A 22,682-nucleotide genomic window follows, 5' to 3' on the forward strand; every position below is an offset into this window, starting at 1 on the left:
AAACATTTTTTATTCTTGGACTATTTGGTGTAGTATCCAAGTTTTAAAGTTATATTGTACACCAAAAAAGCCTGTCAACACAGGCTTTTTTGACAAAATATGATCCCTTGTCTCCGTCCACAAGGATCATTGTTCATGTAGTTTGTAGTCAGTGTCTTCTTTGATTATCTCAAGCATTATAGCCGCAAAGCGTGGATCAAACTGGGTTCCGGAACCTTTTTCAAGCTCGCTTTTGACTACGTCCTGGGGGATTATGCCCCTGTAGCTTCTGTTACTGGTCATGGCATCATAGGCATCTGCAACTGCGATGATCCTGGCTTCTTCGGGGATATCTTCTCCTGATAGTCCGTCAGGATAGCCTCTTCCGTCGTACCTTTCATGATGCCATCTTGCTCCTATGGCAAGTTTAGGCATCTCTTCGATATTCTGAAGTATCTTGGCTCCTCTTCCGGGATGAGTCTTGATCTTCTCAAACTCTTCGTCTGTAAGTCTGCCCGGTTTATTGATCACAGCATCAGGCACGCCTATCTTACCTACATCATGAAGAAGTCCTATCATGTATATTTCATCCTGTCTTTCTACAGAATATCCGTATCTTTTGGCTATCTCTCTTGAATACTCTGCTACTCTTCCGGAGTGACCCTTAGTATATGCATCCTTAGCGTCAATGGCATCTGCAAGAGTATGTACTACGTGAAGTGACAGGCCCTCTACCTCTTTGGTCTTACGCTCAACCTCTGCATGAAGATCACGCTGGAGCCTTATAAGATCAAGAAGGTGACGCACTCTAAGCGTCAGTACTTCTGCTACAAAGGGTTTTCTTATAAAATCCATTGCGCCAAGAGACAGTCCCATAGTTTCTGATTCACAGTCATCATTGGCTGTAAAGAAGATAACAGGTATCTCTTTTACGCCATTATCCTTTTCCCACTTTCTAAGAAGCCTCATAGTCTCAAAGCCGTCAAGTTCAGGCATTTTGATGTCCAGAAGCAGCATATCGATCTTATTCCTTACGACATAGTCAAGCAATAATCGTCCGCTTTTTAGGCATGTAACCTTAAACCCGGCACCGGTCAGGACCGTGTTGGCATTCTTCAATATGATCGCATCATCATCTACAACGACTACGCGCTCTTCCATCCGGTATCCTTTCTGCAAGTGCTTTTAGTTATCCCACAGGCTTCCGTAAGCACTTACTGCCTCATCCACAGTCATCTCGCCGTTGGCAACCTTATAGGCAGCTGCACGGAACTCTTTGGTGACTGCATCATTAAGACCTGTCTCCTGAAAACTGAAGTACCTCTCTTTAGGGAAGCTTTCAAGAGATGCATATACCTCATCCAGGGAGAAATCATTGGTCGGAGTGATAAGGCGCTTTATCGCAGCCATATTTCCAAGCTCCTTCTCCCTCATAAGGAACCTTATGAATTCATTGGTCATGTCAAGGTTAGGACTGTTCTTGTTCACGCTAAAGAACAGATTGACAGAGTCAAGGAAGTATCCGCCTTCATCACCAGAAGGCACCACATAGAACTTGTATTTGAAGGGATTTGCTATAAAAGCTTCCGACTTACTCTCACGCTTCTGAGTACCGGATACCATGTCGCCGCTTCCCAGCATAATAGGAACATCTCCTTCGAAGAAGCGCATGATAACTGCATCATAGTCATTTTCTATCTCATCAGAGCATAGCTTAGGATTTATATATCCCATATCTACAAAGCTCCCTATCTTATCAAGTGCCGGTCGCATATATTCTCCTGCAGAGCTGTCCATGTTATTTAGTGCTGCTACTGCTTCGGGATTGCCAATTACGTTGTTACAAAATAGCGGAAAAGCAAATGCATAATATATTCCGGCTACAGTAATTCCGTTATCCCCCATAATAGGAGCATCAAAACCGGCAGCAACCAGCTTATCGCAAGTCTCAACAAGTTCACTGTATGTATCCGGAACTTCCAGGTTATTTTTTTCAAATATATCCAAATTTACAAGCATTCCATATGACCTTGTGAAAATAGGTATCATGATCACATCCCCATTTTCAAGCGTCCAGCGAGCGCCCTGACGTATACAGTCAAGATCTATATTAAGAGAAGGGTCAGATAAGATCTCCGCACTATCAAGAACAGGTGCCATCTTCTCATCATCAAGCATCCATGACGCCGTAACATATATATCCGGAGCTTCATCGCTTGTTAAGGCGCTTGCGATAGTATTGTTATAATCATCCAGATAGACATAGTTAAGGCTTACATTTGGATAGTATTCATAGAAACGCTCGAATTCACTCTCCAAGGATTCAAAATTGGAATAGCTTCCTGCAACCTTTATAGTACAGGACGTATCTGTTGAAAGCGCCGGTTTAAATTCCGCACTCTTTTCAGAACTTAGGCTGCATGATGCAGCGCCCAGTATTAGTGATCCTGCTAATGCCGCCATCACTATCTTTTTAATAAATCTCTTTGTCTGGATCATCATACTGACTCCTTTCTGTAACCAAGGACATAATCACCCTCATATCACTAGCTAATGGTTCAAACTTATGTATCTTGCGACATCAATCCTTTTTTTCTGCAAGAATCTGTGGTATCTGGTCATAGTCAAAATTGTCTACAGCGCTTCTTATAGTTTCAAATCTTGCCGCCTCATCCTCCGGGAATCTGTATTCTTCAAGCTTACTAACTATATCTGCAACGCTGTCATAATCATATGAATTACAAGCTTCCTGTAGTCTTTCATAAGCTTCTTTCATATCATCATCAGATATTAAAGGCTTATCTTTCGCATCTTTTGTACCATCCTGCACCTTAATGCTATCTTCATATGCCAAAGGCTCCAATTTATCTACCAGTTCTCTATACTGAGTAAGTAAAGGTTCTATCTCTTTTTCAAGAATGTCTACATCCCCGGCTTCTCCAGCCTTTTCAAGACGTGCTGCGAAGTCTCCAAGTTTCTGCGCTCCTATCACATAAGAAGTACTCTTAAGCGCATGAACCTTGATCGTAGTATTCTTAACATCTTTATCTGCCCAGTACTTCTGGATTTCATCCACATTCTTCTTGCCACTTCCCAGATAAGTCTTTAGCGTATCCATATAGGCTTCACAACTTCCGCAGTGTATGATGCCGGAATTCACGTTAAGAGCATCGATCTTTTTGATAAAATCCGGAATGTCATGATCATCCGTATCGTGATCATCCGCACCCTTATCCTCACTATCCTCATTAGATGCTTCAACGATCTTGTCCTTCGGAAGATATGTAAGGAGCAGTGCCTCAAGCCTGTCCGGATCTATCGGCTTAGTTATATAATCATCAAAACCGGCATTTATATACATTTCGCGCATTCCCGAAATAGCATTGGCAGTAAGACATACTATAGGAGTTCCCGCATTCGTTGTATCGGCTATCTCCTTCATCTCCTTAAGGGTTTCTATGCCATCCTTATCAGGCATCATATGATCCAGGAAAATAACATCATAGTGCCTGTTTCTATACCGCATGATACCCTGATCTCCGCTGCCTGCAGTGTCTATCTGCACTTTGGTTCTCTTTAAAAGATTCTTGAATACAGACAGGTTAACAGGTGTATCGTCAACAACCAGTAGCCTTGCATCAGGAGCTGTGAATCTCTCTTTATATTTCTTCCTCTCAGATACAGATCGTTTGAAGCTCTCTTCATAGTCACCTATAGGATTCCAGTCTTTTACCCCCTGTACTAAGGCAAAAGAAAAAGTCGATCCCTTTCCATATTCACTCTCAACCTCTATATGGCTTCCCATCATTTTAAGAAAACTCTGGGCTATGCTCATGCCAAGGCCGGTTCCTTCTATATTCCTGTTCTTGCTCTCTTCAATACGTTCAAATGCCTTAAAAAGGCGCTTCATATCCTCAGGCTTTATGCCAATACCGGTGTCACTTATGCTTATGATAAGCCTTATCTTATCAGGCTCTTCTTTGGTCTTTTCAAACCCCGCCTTGAAAGTAATGCCACCTTCCTTGGTATATTTGACTGCATTAGAAAGGATATTGGTGATGACCTGCTTGATACGGATCTCGTCGCCATTTAGTACAGACGGAATATTCCTGTCTACATCAAGATTAAATGAAAGCCCCTTGTCATCAGCCCTGCCCTGAACCATATTCACAAGGTCATTGAGCATCGAAGCAAGACTGTAATCCACATTTATGATATCCATCTTGCCTGCTTCTATCTTGGAAAAATCAAGAATATCATTGATAAGGCCAAGAAGTGTCTTGCCCGCAGTCCTGATACTCTCAGAATACGCCACGATCTCATCTTCGTGACTATCCCTAAGTACCATCTCATTAAGACCCAGGATTGCATTCATAGGTGTACGAATATCGTGGGACATTGTGGATAGAAAGTGGGATTTGGCTTCATTGGCCTGATTGGCAGCCTCTGCAGCCTCTGCCAGTTTCCTGTTATATTGCACGAGTATCAGATAGTTGAAACCCAGCAGCAGTAACAATCCCACCGTTACCATTCCAAGAAGGAGCCAGTCTACAACCGTATTGGTCGACTTCAGCTCAACTGCCGGTATGTACGCCAGAAGCAGCCACGTATCCATGGATTTCAAAGGAGTATACGAGATCACGCATTCTTCCCCCTTTGAATTGAACATCGTCATAGTTCCTGTCTGCGTTGTAACCTTGTCTATCATCTCGTTATAATCTGCAATATCAGCTTTATTATAAGATTTATAATATTCAAAAAAGTTGGAATTCTTAAGAGACTTACCATGAACCATATACTCTCCATCATTGTTAATGAGAGAGATCTCTACATTCTCATACTCACCCTTTAAGAAGACAAGTTTGTCTTCAAGCGTGCTTACAGGCTCTACGCGCATAAGAAGCGCTTCTTTGAGCTCTCCTGTATCCTCATCTTTTATAGTTACCGGATTCATGAATGCAATTGACTGCACTCCATTTTGAGGATTGGTATATGCTCTTGTCAGACTGACAGCTCCATCTTGTCTGACTGTCTTGTCCATATTGTCAAAAATCTTGATGTTGCGATATGAAACCGAATAATCGTCAGGATCCTTGGACCCGGGATGGGTAGATATACCGCTCCTGGACCCTTCATCAGTGAATATAAGATGTCCGTAGATTATAGGAGATATCTTGGCCTTTCTGATAAAAGAAATAGCCTCCTCAGCAGTCATAGGTGTCCCCGCTTCAGCAGACCTGTTGATATAATTGGCCCAAACGTCACATAGATGCTGCTCGTCCTCAAGATAATTAGTGATGATCTGCTCAGCAGTAACAGTCATCTTCTCGAAGGCCTCTATAACACTCTCATTACTTTCTCGCATTTTGGCATTGGCATATTGAACTATAAAGAAAAGTATCAACGTCATTATTACAAGGTCAATAACAATGATCAGAGTTTTCTTCACGCCTCACCTCCAAATATATCAGCAAAAAGCATCTATTATTTGTTATATCGGCATTTTCTTAGCGGTAGTGTATCCCCAATTTTTCTAACTTTCCTATTTTTTAATTCTGGAGTTTATATACTCTATATCTTTTCTAGTCTTGATAGCATCTACCATATATGCAAGTACAAGAACCACTCCCACATAAACAAAGGCCATCCAGAAATTGCTCTGATAGAACCAGCCAACGACAAAGCCAAACAGCATTACAATGGCGGTGGCGATGATATATTTTAACAAATAATTACCTATAATTGATAGACTCAGGTATTCATCAAGAAGGTAATTGACAAGAGCTATGACAAAAGATAAAGCAAAAAGCTGAAACACAAGGACGATCTCTGCTGTAAGTCCCATCCATATGACAGATATTGCAAAAACGCTCAGTATCATAAGTGAAGCCAGAATACATGTATCTCTTAAGATTCTCTTCATAACGATCTCCTTTTAAATATCTTCTTGATATCCTGAAGGTACTTCCTTGATACGATAAGTTTCTCACCATTGTCCATAACAGCTTCAAGATGACTGTTCCTGATCTGCTGTATCTGCCTAAGATAATCTGTGTTCATAATACAGGTTCTGGATATACGCACCAGGCTTGAATCGTAGATGCGGCTCTCTACATCTGCCATGGAGCCGTCCAGTCTGTACACTTCACTTTCTGTATATATGAAGAGTTTTCTATCGACATTCTCTATATAATAGATGTCTGAAAGGCTGATGTTAACAGACTTTTCATCCATCCTTCCAATGAACGAGATATCCATCATGCCTATCTTCCTGACAAGGTTATCAACAGATTCGCTCCACTTGGGATATTCAATTATAACCGTAAGAGGCTGACCTTCAACCTGCCTGTGCTCTATTCTCATAATATGTTAACCTCTGTGATAAAAGCGCTTTTACAGATGCTATACTACCTTTTCCATGGCTTTTATTTAGGCATCTGATATCTTATCTTGAAATCTTATCTTGAATTCTCATCTTGATATCTCATCTTGATATCCATTTATATGTGTATCACCTGGCTTTAAGTCTCAATAAACGGACTCCTATAGCCGCTATATCAGCAGCCAAAATCCCCATCCCGCCCATCATACTATAGGGTGCCCAGATGCACAATATATCATAAAGTCCGGCGCCGAATATTATAGGCATCACTACGCACAAGGCTATAAGAATTAACACTAGTAAAGCTCCACTTACTAATAGTATACAGCGGCGATTTACTATTAGTATACCTACCAATGTTACGATTCCCATTATGAACATGCCTGTAAATACAATATCAAAAACAGTCCACACATCCGTAGCTATACTGGTCTTAATTTCCATCTCATATTCAGCGTCTCTTCCATTTATGATATATGCATAGATTCCTTTACACAGACTATCGGTAGAAGCTGCTACATTAAGATTCGTAAGAACGCATACACCTGTATTTTTATCCTGAGAAAAGACTATTCGCGAAGAATAATTTGGGGTTCCTCCCGAATGACCTATAGCTTCTTTTTCATCTGTTGTATCTTCATTTAGAATATCATCGCTTACATATTCCCAGCCTGCGTAATAATCTCCGGCGCTGCTTATATGCGCCTTTATATCACAAACAAGCTGTTTATATTCTATAGGTATATCCACATTCTCTTCTTTATTATCTTTCAGGTTTTCCTTTTGATTTTCTTTATTGGCATCATCATTCTGGGATGATAACGTCATATCAGCTCCGGTCCATATCTGCATCCACCTTGCCATATCAGATGCACTAGAGTACATGTACCCGGCAGGTATCCTGCCCTCAATAACAGGTATATCATATGGGATACTGCGTCTGAACATTAGCCTTGAGCCGGATACCACATCGCCATCATCCGGCGTCCCCACATATGTATCTGCAAGGCCAAGAGGAGTAAGTATCTCCTTTTCCATATATTCTTTATAAGAAAGCCCCGTCGACTCTTCTATCACTGCTCCAAGCAGGTTGTAATTCACATTGGAATATGAATATCCTGACCCCGGTGCAAAGCTTAGCTCACTTCCTGATATAGTATCAGTCCAAGCTCCTAGGCTCATCCCCTCCAAAGCACTGGGATAGTCCGTTTCCTTATTAGTATATCCACTTGTATGAGTAAGGAGCTGCCCTAAAGTAATATCACGCGCTTCTTTCTCATAATACGCTGTGAAGCCCTTGATATGATCAGATATTATATCGTCCTCAGACAGAACTTTCTCATTTATAAGCTTCAATACTGCAAACCCTGTAAAAGCCTTGGTCATAGATCCTATCTGATACAGAGCATCCTCATCTCCATATATAGTGATCTTACCATCTTGCATCACCACAACGCTGACAGATGAGCACTTTGTCTCATCGCAGAAGTTATCTATATAATCATTAATGACAGTATCAGTATTAGTACAAGTATTCGTATTAGCTGTAGTGCATTCTATTTTAGATGAGGCTACTTTGAAGTCTCCAAATATGACAATTAGCATCAATATAGTAATAAATATAGCAACAAAAATAAGTACAATCTTCTTCATTCAGGCTCCATTCAGACAGTTCCAGTAGTTTAAGCGGGTATAATATGTAAACTTAGCGCTCGCCAAGCATACGCCGTTCTTTAAGCATGCACCAATACAAGCTTAACGTTCGGCATATGTTTACCAAGTCGAGCAAGCTCAAGTCAAAATATCTTTTGACCTTTACGTCATCATATCCTTCTTGCCACAATCTATCTACGCCTTTATACAGATAATGCAAATACAGCCCCACTTAATGCAAAAATCCGGCAAAATGGCTCCAAACCACTTTGTCGGGTTAGGCATACTATGAGGAGGTGTCAAAAGTTCCTTTTGACACCATATAACTACTTACGTCATACTTTGGTAATCAACAAAAGCAAGATCAAACATCGGATCATCGAACCTTCCACTTCTTCAATCACTGCAAAACTTATATCAAGTACCACGGCAATACTCAAGCCCTGAATTCAATGATCCTGCTAGATTCGCTTTCGCTTCCATCTTCAAACACAGCTGTAACCTTGACCTGATATACATCTGCTGCCGGCAGCCTGAAAGGTAGAACTGATGCCGACTTCTTTTCCTTCACAGTCACACTCCTTAAGGGAAAAAACTGAAAGTCTACGGACCCTTTCCTGTACACGTTATAGGATCTCGCCCCCTCCACGTCATTCCAGATAAGGAGGAAATTCGCCATACTGTCAGCCACATAAAGCTCCTGCATGGCAAAACCTGTTGGGATATCAGTAGCAGTATCCAGTCTGCCAGGGCCTTCTTTTACCAGAAGAGGCTTTTTAACAGGTTCGAAGCTTATATCTACATAAAGCTTAAGCTTGTCGATCTCTTCAAAGCCTTCCATAGTAAGGATAGCTCCTGCTACCATCCTTGCATATATCAATGCGCCGTATTCCTGAAGATGAGTATTGTCAGATACGCCGTCCTTATAAGCGCCATCAGGATATGCTCCTGCAGGGCACCATAGATGCAGATCCTTGGCTCCTTCCGGGCCTACTTTTTTCATATATTCATTGCTCATCCTGCACAGATCGATAGTTGGAACATGTTCGCGCCTTCCAACCTCGATCATCACATCCCTGTACTCTCCAAAAGATAGCGGGAACTCTCCGTTATAATCATCACAGTTTCTTCTGGATACAGGCGTCACTAGTACAGGGTATATGCCCCGGCTCCTGCATGAGTCTATATATTTCATCAAGAATCCATCGAATTCAGATATGCTCACGTATCTGTTAGGCCGAACAGCGGTTGCATCATTATGAGCCCACTGAATGAAACAATAGTCTCCCGGCCTTGCTCTTCTAAGAAGTGCATTCCACTTACCCTCATCTATAAAAGATCTTGAACTTCTGGCTCCAATTGACCTGTTTTCTATGATAATGCTCTCTTTTTCGTAGACATGGCACTGGGGATATATCCTGTCATCAGACATATACTCTGTTAACTCTTCCCACGGGCAAAAATACTTTTCAAAGACCTGCCCCCACCCCATCTGCGGATAATAAAACTTCTCATAAGTCTGGACCGTAGAGTCTGAAGCAAGGAAGATTGTAGGTTTTATGCCCGACTTTTTCTCTTCACATTCTATATATTCTATATCTTTGATATACAAAGAATTAAAGCCTGCATCCTCCTTACAGGTGGCCGCATCCGATACAAAAAATTGAAGAGTTGTATTTTCATGAATAGAACAATTTATGAAGGATATCTCCTGATCGCATCCCGGCATGATCATTGCATCTTTGATCATAAGGACTTCATCTGCATAACAGTTTACTCTGATAGGTTCTCGGCCTTGATTAGAGAAAATCACAGTCCACTTATAATCCTTAAGTCCTGTCTTTAGCACAAAGATAGGCCCTTCAACATATGTATATATCCCAAATCCTGTCTCTTCCGTCTCGGTCCACGTCCTCGAACTTATCTTCAAAGTTCCGTTAATAACTGTATCTATAGCGGTATCTATAGCAGTAGATATATCCTTAACTTCGTCTTGCTGCGTTTGGATTCTTTTTACAACTTCTTTTCGAGGATAGTACACTCCGCCAGACCAACCTTTTGCTTTATCAGGATACTCCTTATATCCAATCTCAAACTTTTCTATATCCATACATTCCCCCTTTGAACCAATAGTTCCTCCTCATGTACTACCTATTTTCCCATATCTCTCATTTCGGCAGTAACTTCAGGCAAACGCACTGCCTTTATCTCAATTATCCGTTTTCCGGCAGTACTTCATCAAATCTCATATCGCTCGCGTAATAATATGACGTATACCCCGGCTGATTGTAGCAGTTATTCTGCCAGGCAACAGCTACCCTGTACTGCACATCCTGGAGAGGGGTAAATAGCTTATGCTCTGTAATATCAGTATTTATGTAGATCCTAAGGGCACTGTCATCAGACAACCTAAGTACTATCTCATCTCTGAAGTCTCCGAAGAGATCTGCCACAAGGCAGGGATTTCCTTTAGTTCCATTATTAGTAGCGGTTCCTTTAGGGATCAGCATAGCCCCGTGGACTATATCATTTATAACACCGCACTTATTCTCAGTAAGGTACTCGCTTCCATCAGTGACCTGCGTTGTAAGATCCGCTGCCCAGTGGATGTTCATATTGGTAGATGGAGCCGGGACATCCAGCTTATCTCCTTTGACAGAATAGACATCATTGACCCACACCTGAAGCCCCCTGACATCAGGGCAGATATCGCCTATCATGCATCTTCCAAGGTCAGTTTCTGCATATTCGCCAAAGTATACCTTACCGCTCTCAGCATCTCTAAGAGCATATCCGTAAGGCGCAGCTGTAGCCCCTTCAAACACATTGAAGATCTCAAGTCCGGGACGATCAGGATCTATATTAGCTACATGCATCGCATCTCCATGGCCGAGCTTGGCGTATTTTCCGGAAGGGAGATAGTCATAACTACTGTACAGGACACTTCCATCATGATCTATACAGGCTGCTCCGTATATTATCTCCTGATATCCATCGCCGTCCACATCGGCTGTAGACAGGCTATGATTGCCCTGGCCTGCGATAACTCCGTATACAGGATCAGATCCTTTTTTCTCATGAGGATTATCATTGAAAGGATTACTCATAGGAACATATCCCGAGTCCGCGCTCCATACTTCATTGAATCTGTTATCAAAAAAGTCATAAGCTACAAGTGTTGTCCTTGTATAATATCCCCTACACACGATAAGATAAGGTCTTACTCCATCCAGATAAGCTACCCCTGACAGAAATCTGTCTACCCTGTTGCAAGGCTCTATTCTATTCATGGAGTAGTCCCCCCACATAAGGCCATCATCATCTCTTTTGAATTTGAAAGGAATCGTTTCAAGTTCGCTTCCATCTCCTGCAAACATAGTAAGATACTCAGGTCCTTCATATACGAATCCTTCGAATTCCCACAACCTGTTTTTATCGCTTCTTGAAGGTGCATATACATTGATAAAATAGTCTGTAAGCTCATCTGCATCCTTGTAATCTAAAGGATAAGAGTATCTTGCAGGTATCCCAAAGCACTCTTCCAAAGTCCCCGGCCAGTGCCCGTTTACAACTTCCGGATGGTCCTGCCAATATGTGAATTCTTCTTTTAGATGATTCCTATAATCTTCTGATGAGCAGACATAGTTGTCTTCGTTGGTCACACCTGTTTCAATATCTGCTTGTGGCAAAGAGATGTAGCTATTGCTAATCTCATCGCCCTTTTCATCATAGATATGCATACGCGTTCCGGGAGCTGTCTTAACAGCCATCTCTGCTCTTCCATCACCGTTAAAATCATATACCATGAACTGAGTATAATGAGCTCCGGCCCTTATATTGACTCCCATATCAAGTCGCCACATCAGCCTTCCGTCAAGCTTATAACAGTCAAGATACACCTTGCCTGTATATCCCTTTTGAGATACATCATGCGAATTGGAGGGATCCCACTTTACTATATATTCGTACTCGCCGTCTCCATCTACGTCGCCAACACTTATATCATTGGCATGATATTCATATACCTCTCCTTTTTTGGTCACACCGCCTTCAGGCTTTTTAAGTGGGATATCCAGATAGTTATCCTTACTTGCCCATACGCTTACATGCTCAGCTTTTTTTAGGCGCACACTAAGCTCATCATCAGAAACATCAGTGCCAGATACAAAAGGCACTATACTATATACATCTTTTTCATTACCATTAGTATCAAGATAATTGGTGCTGTCTGTTACTACAGCTATCTTTTTATCGTTTCTAAAAACAACAAAATCAGTCCCTGTCAGACCTGTTTCATTACTTCCTGTTACTTCATCCTTAAAAAGTCTCCATGATACGAATATCCCGTTTCTTGTCTTTACTGCCACAAGGCCTCTTCCAAGTTTTTCCAATTGAGGCTTTAATACTTTGGTTACCGGTGTCTTTATGACAGGGCTCTCATCTATTACTTCAAGTACTACCGTTTTTTCTTTTACATCTTTAACTACTTCAGCATTATCAACTTCTTTATGTTCTTTCGCCTCTTCAGCTTCTCTTGCATCTTTAAGCTCTACATTTTCTCTAATGTCTTTAGAATCTTCAGTTTCTCTGGCATCTTTATCATCTCCAGTATCCTTACCTTCTTTTATCCTTAATGCCTGAACCTTAACATAGTAAGGAATCCTTGGCATCTTTTTAAGAATTCCCCTGCAATCTGCTGTTTGTGCCAGCTCTTTAAATTGCATGGAGTCTCTTTTTCTGTCTTTCCATAATAGTCTGTAGCGGTCAGCACCCTCTTGCATGTCCCAACCAAAAGTCATCTTATCGTCTTCGACAGTTTCAAGCCATATATTCATATATTGCAACCTCATAAAGTTTTGATTCATGATAATAACCCCGGCATCGACATCCGCGCAGGATGCCGATGCCGGGGTGTCTATAGCATATGATCATCTATATAACATTCATATATTTGATACACATCGTATTTCCGAGCTTTAGCAGCATTTCTATACGCAAATTGTATCTTTGTGCACTTATTTATCTCTGCGCATTAACCTCTTCGATGATAGTGTCATATCCCTGAGATCTGATTGAATCCAGTGTGTTCTTGAACTCTTCAAGTGAGATGGATCCACAGATATACTGGGTTCTTGCTGCTGTAACCTGCTCATCAAGGTCAGCGCCAACCTGAGAATATGTATCAGAGCCTACCAGATAAGAAAGTGCCGGATTGAGTTCTGCATATGGAAGAGCTGCTGCATAAGCTGCATCCTGAGCTTCATTGAACTTGTTGGTTGCGATCGGAATAGCACCTGTAGATGACTCTGATGATGGAAGGAATGTAAGGAGCTGGTTAAGACCTTTATAATTGTTGGCAAGTTCTACTGCTGCCTGATCCTCAGTTTCAGCATCGAGATCTACGATATATCCGTCTGCATCATACTCATAGTTGATACCTTCAAGACCATATTGTGTAAGTGTGAGCATCTCAGGTGAGCAGAGTCTGTCAAGAAGAGTAAGCGCAGCTTCGATCTTCTCTTCAGTATCAAGCGTTGTAGCAGAAAGTGTGAAAAATCCGTTATAACCGGCTGTAGCAAGTGTATGTCCGTTAACTGCTCCGTAAAGATTCATAGTTGCAGGTTCATCGGGATTAACAACTGATGCAGTATAGGTTTCATCTGCTTCAAAGTACTGCCATATTCTCTTACCTGAATCAAGAACGTCTATAAATACACCATTCTCTCCGGTCTTACATCCATTGGACCAAGAGTCTGTAGGTCTTGAATAGAAATCAGCAGGCATAAGGCCATCATCATAGAGTTTTTTGATATACTCAACAGCTTCAAAATACTCATCTGTAGTCCATACAGGCATAAGCTTGCCATCTACTTCCTGCCAGCCATTGCCGCATCCAAACCAGGTCTGGATGATATCAAAAGGACCGGTATACAAAGTCATCTCCATACCGATAGTATCATCTACGCCATTGCCATCAGGATCGTCATAGGTAAAGGCATATAACATCTTATATACATCATCCGGAGTTGCATTCTCAGGGAGCTCTACGCCCAGCTTTTGGGCCCAGTCCTGACGATAAGACAGACCATATCTGCCGATAACACGAGTACGTGGAAGGGCAATCAGCTGGCCGTTAACTGTAAGATTAGCAGCAACCTCCTTGGAAAGCTGTGACAGATAAGGATACTTCTCTGAATCCCAGATATATTTGTTAAGATCTACAAAAGCTCCGTTCTTGGCCGCTGATACAACATCGCCTGTAACAGTACCGCCCCAGGACATGATCTGAGGCATTGTAGATGGACTTGTAAGTGCCAGTGAATTCTTCTCAGAAAGTGCATCATTGGCATACCAGATAATATCAAGATCTGCGCCGCAGTAATCTTCTATCTGCTGTATAATCTCATCTGCATAGTCGCCTACAGCATTGACACCTGCATTGACATCAATTACTGACCATGTGATTGTCTGACGCTCGCCAGAACCCTCTGCCTGAGCACTCTCTCCGGATCCTTCTTGACCGCTGCTCTGGCCATTAGTTACTCCTGACTCAGTAGATGATGCTCCCCCACATGCGGCGAGACCTACTACCATAGCTGATGTTAACAGCATACTTACGATTTTCTTTTTCATGTTCTTTCCTCCTGCATATTATTTTGATTTGTTTTGAGCATATGTTTCTTTAAGCAGCTTTATTTTTTTACATAACTAAATGGGTAGGCTCCTTAGCCCTTTACAGCGCCGACCATAACACCTTTAGTGAAGTACTTCTGAACAAAAGGATATACACACAGGATAGGCACTGTTGCTATAACCGTACATGCCATCTTGACGGCCTTGTCCGGAGGCGTACCGTACATATCAAAGTCATTGGCCATGTTGTCAACGATAGCTGATGACTGAAGGATTATAGATCTTAGCTGGATCTGGATCGGATATTTCTCAGCAGTCTGCAGATATATCATGGATCCGAAATAGTCATTCCAAAAGCCAACTCCGTAGAATAGAGATATAGATGCTATAACAGGCTTTGAAAGCGGAAGAGCTATTCTAGCAAATATCTGAAGGTCATTGGCTCCGTCCATATATGAAGCCTCGTCCAGCTCTACAGGAAGCCCCTGGAAGAACTTCTTGATTATGATCATATTGAAAGGACTTATAAGGCCCGGGAGTATCAATGCACCGTATGTATCATAGAGTCCATATGCCCTGTAGACTATGAATGAAGGAATCATACCACCGCTAAAGAGCATGGTTATGATAACCAGATTCATTACAAAATTCCTGCCCCTAAAATGAGACTTGGAAAGAGGATAAGCAAATGTTAATGAAAAGAGCATACAAAGCGTCGTTCCAAGTGCTGTCAGTATCACCGAATTCTTAAGTCCTCTTAGAATATTTGCTGTTCTTATGGCATATTTGTATGCATTAAATGACCATATAGTCGGCACTATAAAGAATGCCTTTTCTGTTAGTTCCTTTTCTGTAGCAAAAGATCCTGCGAATACATATAGAAACGGAAGTATCGTGGATATTGCAATAAGCCCCAGAACTACATATATGATGACATCAACTATTCTGTCGCCAAGGCTTTTTTTGACCTTGGACCCTGATTTTGACTTAGCCATATCTACCCTCCCTTAATATAGTCCGCTCTCGCCAAACCACTTGGCTACTCTGTCAGATATAAGTACCAGAATCATTCCGACTATAGACTTGAACATACCTACAGCAGATGAAAATGAATACATTCCATTCTTGATACCTTTTGTATAGATGTAAGTATCAAATACTTCGGCCCTTGCAAGATTGAGGTCATTCCTCATAAGAAATATCTGCTCATAACCTGTATTCAGGATTCCTCCTACTCTCAGGATCAGCATCATTATGATGGTACCTCTTATGGCAGGAAGCGTGATATGCCACATAAGCCTCCACCTTCCGGCTCCGTCAACTCTGGCGGCTTCATATAGTTCCTGATCTACACCTGACAAGGCTGCAAGAAATACAATAGTACCGTATCCCGTCTCTCTCCAGATATCCTGTCCAACTATAAGTCCCCAGAAGGTCGATGCCTTGGATAGTATGTCAAAAGAGTTACCTGTAAGCGATCTTGATATGATATTGAATACACCGTCCGTTACATTAAAGAGCTGATATGTTAGACTGGCAATGATAACCCATGATACGAAATGAGGGATATATACAAGTGTCTGAACACATCTTTTGTATGCAATATTTCTTACTTCATTGAGAAAAAGTGACAATATAATAGGTGCCGGAAAAAACAATACTAATTGTAATAAACTTATTCCAAGCGTATTAACAAGAAGCTTTGGAAAATCATTATTACTAAAGAACTTGGTAAAATTAGAAAATCCGACCCAAGGACTTCCCCACATTCCTTTAAATGGACTATAATCCTTAAATGCTATTATCAGTCCCCCCATTGGTACATATCTGAACAGGATCATGTACAAAAGCCCGGGAAGCAGTAACAGATACAGCCATATATGCTGCTTGAAATATTTTCTGTTGCTGGTTCTGTTGGCATCAATAACAGATCCGTCAGACAACTTGATCGTTTTAGTCTTAGCCATACTCGTCTCCTCTTTTCATGATAGTAACTTCCCACTTGGACAGACCGGCATATCCTAAGTCTTTACAGGGGAGCAGGTCCGTCCATGTGGGATGTTTTAGATAGTAATACCAAGATGCAGTTGCCAAACCCACAACCCGTCCATGAGCTAATCATATGGCCGCGGATTCGTAACATCTACAATCATATTATTTTTTACCAATAAATCACAATTTGCATATACCTAATTTATGCATAATATACAAATTGTATCATTTTATATCTGTATATACAGACCAAAATAATAAATTGATTATTGATTTTACGAATCCAACAATCGCAATTTTTCTTGTAAAACATATCTCTCTTCTTTTTTCACCCTCGATCTATTACAAGAACCAGCATATGTTTTGTAAAAAACACATCTCAAATTCATCAAAAAGCAGACAAGCCAGCTCATTCAATCAGCATAGCTCGTCTGCTTTTTAATTTTTATATAAATGCCATGAACTATGAAACAATTAACAGCGTGACAATGATTTATATGCTATCCGCTCAAAGCCCCATGCCTTTGCAAAACATTCGTGGATACCCTACCGCCAGAGTCGGAAGCACCACACACGCCGCCGCAATCTATACCGGTCCGTACATTAGTTTTCTATACTTGCCTGGGGTAAGTCCGGTTCCCTTACTAAAGAATCTTATGAAGTTCTGAGCATTGGTATATCCAAGTTCCAATGCAATATCCGAAACTGATCTATTAAGCTGCAACAGCTTCTTGGCTTCTTCAATCTTGTACTCTTCCTGATATTCACTGAATGTTTTACCTCTTTGAGCTTTCATGATCTTCCAGATATAGGAAGGAGTGACGCCCAATTTATCTGCACACTCATTCAAAGTGATATTACCTTTAGAATCAGCCAGCATTTTCTCTATCTGAGCCATCATCTGATAAGAATTATCCTCAAGAAGCTCATATCTTGCAGCAAAAACAGGATCGACGATATATTTTTTCAGATTTTTGCGAACCCTTGATACATCTCCCGCTTCCAGAATGCTGTGATATAAAGGCTGCAGACCTTCCGGACAGATTATTGCAATATCTATTTGCATGTCTATAGCCTGGATCATGATCGCATCAATCACAGATGTAAGGTAGACAGAAGCTACAGACCATTCTCCAACCAGCCTTATGTTTTCTATGAATTCATCTATAAGCCTGTAGCATGCTCCTTTATCAAGTGCTTTTAATGCATCACACAGCTCTTTTTCATACTTTTTGAGATTGATGCCATCACCCTTGGAAGTAACAAGTTTCAGATAAAAGCGGCATCCGCTATCAAATTTACTATTTCTATAACTTCGTGCACTATCGGTATGTTCGCTATCAACATGCTCTCCGCCTGAATCTTCGCCGCCTGTATTCATAACGGAAGTATGTATGTCTGCGACATTCTCAGCATCCATGTTCTCGCCGTCCATGGTTAGCGCATATACGCTTTCATGATAAGCTCTTCCCAGATGATTCCTTCTGGTATGGACTTCGCTTACACCCATCTGGATACCGTAACCAATCTTACCTATAGCATATTTTTGGATCTTATCATAATAAGCAGATATCTGATCCATAAGCTTCTCTTCTGAGTCTGCGCCCATTATACATGTAAGCGTGCATGAATCATATATAAGCGGAAGCCATGTTGCTTTCTTTAGATCCTCCGGAAGATTTTCTGCAAGTTCAAGGCACAGTGCATCCTCGTTGATCTCTTCTTCAAGTTCTTCCTTGCCCTGAAGATTTAAGATTATGGCTATCACTGCATAGTAGGGATACTCTGTAAGATTTAATACCTTTATATATTCATTCCATTCATCATCCATGGATACTGCGCTTCGGATTATACGCATCTCGAAGAGCTCTGCCAGTTTCTGTCTCTTCTGGATTATTGACTGATTAAGGACTTCCCTGTCATTTTTCAGATTTTCAAACTGACCTGCCAGATATTGAAGCTCATTCCCCTTAACGTCCCTGTTATCAGCATCGGAGACTTCCTTTATAAGCCTGTCAACGGGCTGATATAGAGCATATCTTACTGCTATAAAGCTAAGAGCAGCAAGAACTGTTATCGCAACCAGGAATTCTATCAGAAGTTTTGAAGTAGCCCCCAGTATCGTGCCATAGTCATAGGCAACATAATAATTCCATCCCAGCATCGTTGATGAGCTTTGCGCAACTATATATTTACTATTATTGATAGACTCTTTGGAAGCTTCTTTCGGGATATCCGAGCTATTCTGATCCATACATTTGACGCAAAACTCAGAACTATTTGAATAGATCACATTCCCGTCATTATCAAGTACAGCAACATATCTTCCTGAGATATCGATATTGTCCCAGATCCAGCTCTTCCATTCATCCATGTTGATATTGACCTGAAGAAAGCCCTTGGAAGTATATACTCCTATAGGCAGGTTCAGAAGGAAATTAAGCCCCTTAGTATCTGCCGTAAGCCTGTATCCAGTGTTCTTTGAATCGGCACTAACTCCTCCTTGTATATAGACCCAATTTCCTTTATTGACCTTAGTTGAATTGTCCTTATAGAGATTATCTATCTCCTCTTTATTGATCATCTCGTCTATTTCGTAGATTCCTCTCGAACTTATGACTCTGCCATTATCATAATTGATAACCACATAGCTGTTAAGATAATTGGGAAAAAGAGAATTGTTGCCAAGCGCGGTCGATATCTGCTTATATCTTCCATAGTCAGAATAGTCAAGCTTATTGTTCAAAAACCACTCGATATCTTCATCCATGGCTGAGTATAGATAGTACTGGCGAAGTATTTCCAGTTTATCTTCTACTTCTGAAACCATATGATCTGTCGTAAGCTGCGCTTCTCTTTCAGACATTTCAAGGCTGTTAGACCTTATTGCCAGAAAAGAGTTTATGACCATGATGACCATGAATAGGCCTACCAATATACTGATGCATATAGTTACGAATAGCTTATATGATATTCTTTGTGGGATTTTTGATACAGATAGTATAGCTTGTCTATTCATACATAACCTCTTGCTATTAGTGAACTGATTCGCGCTTAAACGTATCTAAATTATTTTATCATATCCAAAACAAATATGTCGTATATTGATTTAGTATATACCTGTACTTTTATCACTCTTTGTAAATGAATGCCTAAATGATCATCATCCATTTATAATGCCTACAAGTAGTTCATAAGGTCTTATGGTTATAACCTTATCCCAAGCCTGTTCGATGCAGATATTAGTATATGGATCCCATATTTTATTTATTTTGGATATTCCCTTACTTATTGTTATATCTATAGTCTTAAGCCCTTCATTAGATAGGAAGATGTACTCGTATTCATCTTTTTTTAGATGAGAGAATCTAAGATCATATACATCTCCTTCGAATTCAAAATCAGGATCAGAATTTTTTCTGATCTCATCTATATACCATCTTGTACGAAGCTCCCTATCTCCATTACCATCTTCAGATTTCAAAGCTCCTGCTATGCTATCTTCATCTGCAATTATCAGCCTGCCTCCTGATCTTTCGAAGTCATGTAGTACTGTCTTTTGATCATGTGTAAGATCTCCATACTCCTTGATATCAGAAACGACTACAGTATATTCCTGCTTCGCAATGCCAAGCTTTCCATAATCTACATTACAGCTATCAAGAAGCTCTCTTTCAAGATAGTTAAACTCTATCTGATTTGTATATAGGGGCTTTGAAAGCTTCCAGGAAAGCATTTCTTCACTGCATATAATTGCTACCCTGGCCATATTTACAGATTCTGTATTGAGATAACACATTCTTTTTATATAATCACTGAGCTTTCGGTACTGTGGCCAGAAGGGGTTGTGCATCCCGACTTCCGGCGGCCTCTCATCTCCCCGTCCGTCTCTGATACTGTAGTAGAAGGCATGAGGATATATCATATTGACGCCTCTTACAAACAGCCAGTTCAGATACCATCTCATATCATCTTGTGTGAAGCTTTTTGGATCAGACTTTCGTCCACAACATCCGAAGCATTCATTGCCATTTCTGATAACGCCTCTGTGCCTTGCACTGTCTGATGAGCACTTGCCCATAGTCGAGTGCTCTCCTTCTATCGCATGCCCATCCTCAGGTTCTACATATCTCCATACAATATCCTGGCAGGGTATCTGAAAATATTTAAGATATCCTATATCAGTGCTCTTCTCCGGATGGCCTGTAAGCGCTACATTATGAGATACACACCAGCTTTCAAGCTGCTTATAATATGCCTTTGAAAGCCTTTCATATATTACTTTTTTGTAGATCTGGTAATCTCTTCCCTCTTTTTCAAAAAGACTCTTAAGATTATCCTTATTTCCTCCTGCTTCTATATACTCTTCATAGATCCCGCTACTCCACGGTATCACATCATCTTCCACGCATCTTCCAAGTATATTAGGCTCATCTGTAAAAAAAGCTATCACAGTACTGCCAAAATAGTCTTTTAGCTCCTTATAGTACTTCTCGTGAGTAAGTTCTATAAACATTGCAACTGCTTTGGGGTTTAGAAGATCAGCACTTTTGGGAGCGTAAGTTTCTCCATCATCCTCATTGTCATGAACTCCCCTTATAGTACCGCCACTTGGAGCCATAACATAAGATACGTCTCTTCCATCCTCAGTCACCTTAGCTATGATTGTATTTTCTTTAGAAGTACAGTTATCTGTAGTCCTCATAAGGCACATAGATGCCAATCCCGCATCAGACCTCACCACTTCACCATGGCACGAACCGGATGGATACATAGCTTCATCATACAATACCACTTTCATATCAAGTTCTTTAGCCTTAGACACTGCAAATCGTACGTACTTAAAATAAATATCAGATAGATAAGGTATACTTTTAGGAAGACCTTTCCTTGGATGTATCACAAAGCCCTCAACACCCTTATCTTTCATTTCAAGCATCTGCCGCTCTATCTCATTTTCAGACAGTTCGTCATTCCAAAACCAGAACGGCATAGGACTGTACTGCTTTGATGGAACCTTAAGATATTCAACTAAATTCGCCATCTTCCCCCCGCTTATAAAACTCTTTTTAGTATATTACTACCCCCACTTGGACGGGCCGGCATCCCCAAAGTCTTTACAGGGGCAGGCCCGTCCAAGTGGGATGTTTTAGTATATTATCCATTCTTGCACACATAGTAGCTCTTTTCGAATCAGTTTTCTATCTAATAACGTTGCAATTCAGCCACATTTCGACCTTTTATTTATTTACTACGTCCTTCAAAACCATGCATAGTTTCCTTTTAACCCTGCTTACGCCAAAAAGCCATCTCGTAGCACCTGCAATCAGTTAAGCTGTCGCAGCTACTACAAGATGGCTTATTACGCTCAATAATTTTTTGCAGACTTTCCTCTTATAAAACAGACTCCGTCCCTTGGAGCTGCGCTGACATAGATGGTTTATTAAGTATTGTTGTGTTCTTTTGAAGTTGTTATAAAATTCAAGAGCTTGATAGATGGAGATTTCCATTCTGCCCGGGGTCCACCTGTCTGAGCGAAGCGAGTTTGGACCCCAGAATGGGAATCGCCAGATATCATGCCTTGAATTTATAACAATTTCAAGACACGACAAGACTTAATAAACCATCTATGTCAGCGCAACTCCAAGGGACGGAGTCTGTTTTGCAAGTAAGAAGTCTGTTTTTTATTCTATTGTCAGAATATCTGTAAAGCCTGTAACTTCGAAGATCTCATTGATCTCTTCATTTACATTTTTTATGACCATGCTGCCCTGCTTGTTCATTGTTTTCTGAGATAGAAGCAACACGCGAAGCCCTGCAGATGAGATGTAATCGAGCTTTGCAAAATCAAACAACAGCTTTTTAACATCACCAAGTTCTGCTTTAAGCATATCATCAAGTTCAGGAGCTGTTGTTGTGTCCAGTCTTCCTTCAACTGCTACAGTGAGCTCATCACCGTTTCTAGTCTTATTAATAACCATTACCTATCTCCCTTCTTGTCAACTACGATCAAATCGATTATTCTTATGAAACTTTGTATTGA

14 protein-coding genes are annotated in these 22,682 nt (G+C 40.9%); all 14 read right to left on the reverse strand.

Going from position 1 to position 22,682, the window contains the following annotated elements; genetic code table 11:
* Positions 1 to 126 precede the first annotated feature (126 nt).
* The gene (locus tag I7804_RS14850; protein WP_248404019.1) at positions 127 to 1,140 is read right to left on the reverse strand and encodes an HD domain-containing phosphohydrolase; all 1,014 of its coding nucleotides are present in this window, start codon (positions 1,138 to 1,140) and stop codon (positions 127 to 129) included.
* Positions 1,141 to 1,164: 24 nt separating this feature from the next.
* A complete protein-coding gene (locus I7804_RS14855; RefSeq protein ID WP_248404020.1) occupies positions 1,165 to 2,481 on the reverse strand; it encodes an ABC transporter substrate-binding protein in 1,317 nt (438 codons plus the stop codon).
* Between the two features lie 79 nt (positions 2,482 to 2,560).
* Positions 2,561 to 5,428: an ATP-binding protein gene (locus I7804_RS14860; RefSeq protein WP_248404021.1), complete on the reverse strand. Its 2,868-nt coding sequence runs from the start codon at positions 5,426 to 5,428 to the stop codon at positions 2,561 to 2,563.
* A 93-nt stretch (positions 5,429 to 5,521) separates the two neighbouring features.
* A complete protein-coding gene (locus tag I7804_RS14865; RefSeq protein ID WP_022758159.1) occupies positions 5,522 to 5,902 on the reverse strand; it encodes a hypothetical protein in 381 nt (126 codons plus the stop codon).
* Positions 5,899 to 6,342, reverse strand: coding sequence for a LytTR family DNA-binding domain-containing protein (locus I7804_RS14870; RefSeq protein ID WP_051199397.1), 444 nt, complete (start codon positions 6,340 to 6,342; stop codon positions 5,899 to 5,901). Before I7804_RS14870 ends, I7804_RS14865 begins: the two co-directional genes overlap by 4 nt.
* 148 nt (positions 6,343 to 6,490) lie before the next feature.
* Positions 6,491 to 8,014 (reverse strand): serine hydrolase domain-containing protein, encoded by a 1,524-nt coding sequence (locus I7804_RS14875; RefSeq protein WP_248404022.1) that lies wholly within the window; start codon positions 8,012 to 8,014, stop codon positions 6,491 to 6,493.
* 436 nt (positions 8,015 to 8,450) lie between these two features.
* Positions 8,451 to 10,124, reverse strand: a complete 1,674-nt coding sequence (locus I7804_RS14880) for a rhamnogalacturonan acetylesterase (RefSeq protein WP_248404023.1) — start codon at positions 10,122 to 10,124, stop codon at positions 8,451 to 8,453.
* A 103-nt stretch (positions 10,125 to 10,227) separates the two neighbouring features.
* The gene (locus tag I7804_RS14885; protein ID WP_248404024.1) at positions 10,228 to 12,849 is read right to left on the reverse strand and encodes a rhamnogalacturonan lyase; all 2,622 of its coding nucleotides are present in this window, start codon (positions 12,847 to 12,849) and stop codon (positions 10,228 to 10,230) included.
* Between the two features lie 184 nt (positions 12,850 to 13,033).
* Positions 13,034 to 14,647: an ABC transporter substrate-binding protein gene (locus I7804_RS14890; RefSeq protein ID WP_248404025.1), complete on the reverse strand. Its 1,614-nt coding sequence runs from the start codon at positions 14,645 to 14,647 to the stop codon at positions 13,034 to 13,036.
* 92 nt (positions 14,648 to 14,739) lie between these two features.
* Positions 14,740 to 15,642 (reverse strand): carbohydrate ABC transporter permease, encoded by a 903-nt coding sequence (locus I7804_RS14895; RefSeq protein WP_022758166.1) that lies wholly within the window; start codon positions 15,640 to 15,642, stop codon positions 14,740 to 14,742.
* A gap of 12 nt (positions 15,643 to 15,654) precedes the next feature.
* Positions 15,655 to 16,614 carry an ABC transporter permease gene (locus tag I7804_RS14900; RefSeq protein WP_248404026.1) on the reverse strand — a complete coding sequence of 320 codons (960 nt, stop codon included), beginning with the start codon at positions 16,612 to 16,614 and terminating at the stop codon, positions 15,655 to 15,657.
* Between the two features lie 611 nt (positions 16,615 to 17,225).
* Entirely contained in the window at positions 17,226 to 19,658 is a 2,433-nt protein-coding gene (locus I7804_RS14905; protein WP_248404027.1) for a helix-turn-helix domain-containing protein, read from the reverse strand.
* Between the two features lie 144 nt (positions 19,659 to 19,802).
* The gene (locus tag I7804_RS14910) at positions 19,803 to 21,683 is read right to left on the reverse strand and encodes a hypothetical protein (protein WP_248404028.1); all 1,881 of its coding nucleotides are present in this window, start codon (positions 21,681 to 21,683) and stop codon (positions 19,803 to 19,805) included.
* Positions 21,684 to 22,323: 640 nt separating this feature from the next.
* Positions 22,324 to 22,620 (reverse strand): STAS domain-containing protein, encoded by a 297-nt coding sequence (locus I7804_RS14915; protein ID WP_074756051.1) that lies wholly within the window; start codon positions 22,618 to 22,620, stop codon positions 22,324 to 22,326.
* Positions 22,621 to 22,682: the final 62 nt, after the last annotated feature.

Source organism: Butyrivibrio fibrisolvens, from assembly GCF_023206215.1.
GTDB classification, from domain to species: domain Bacteria; phylum Bacillota; class Clostridia; order Lachnospirales; family Lachnospiraceae; genus Butyrivibrio; species Butyrivibrio fibrisolvens_C.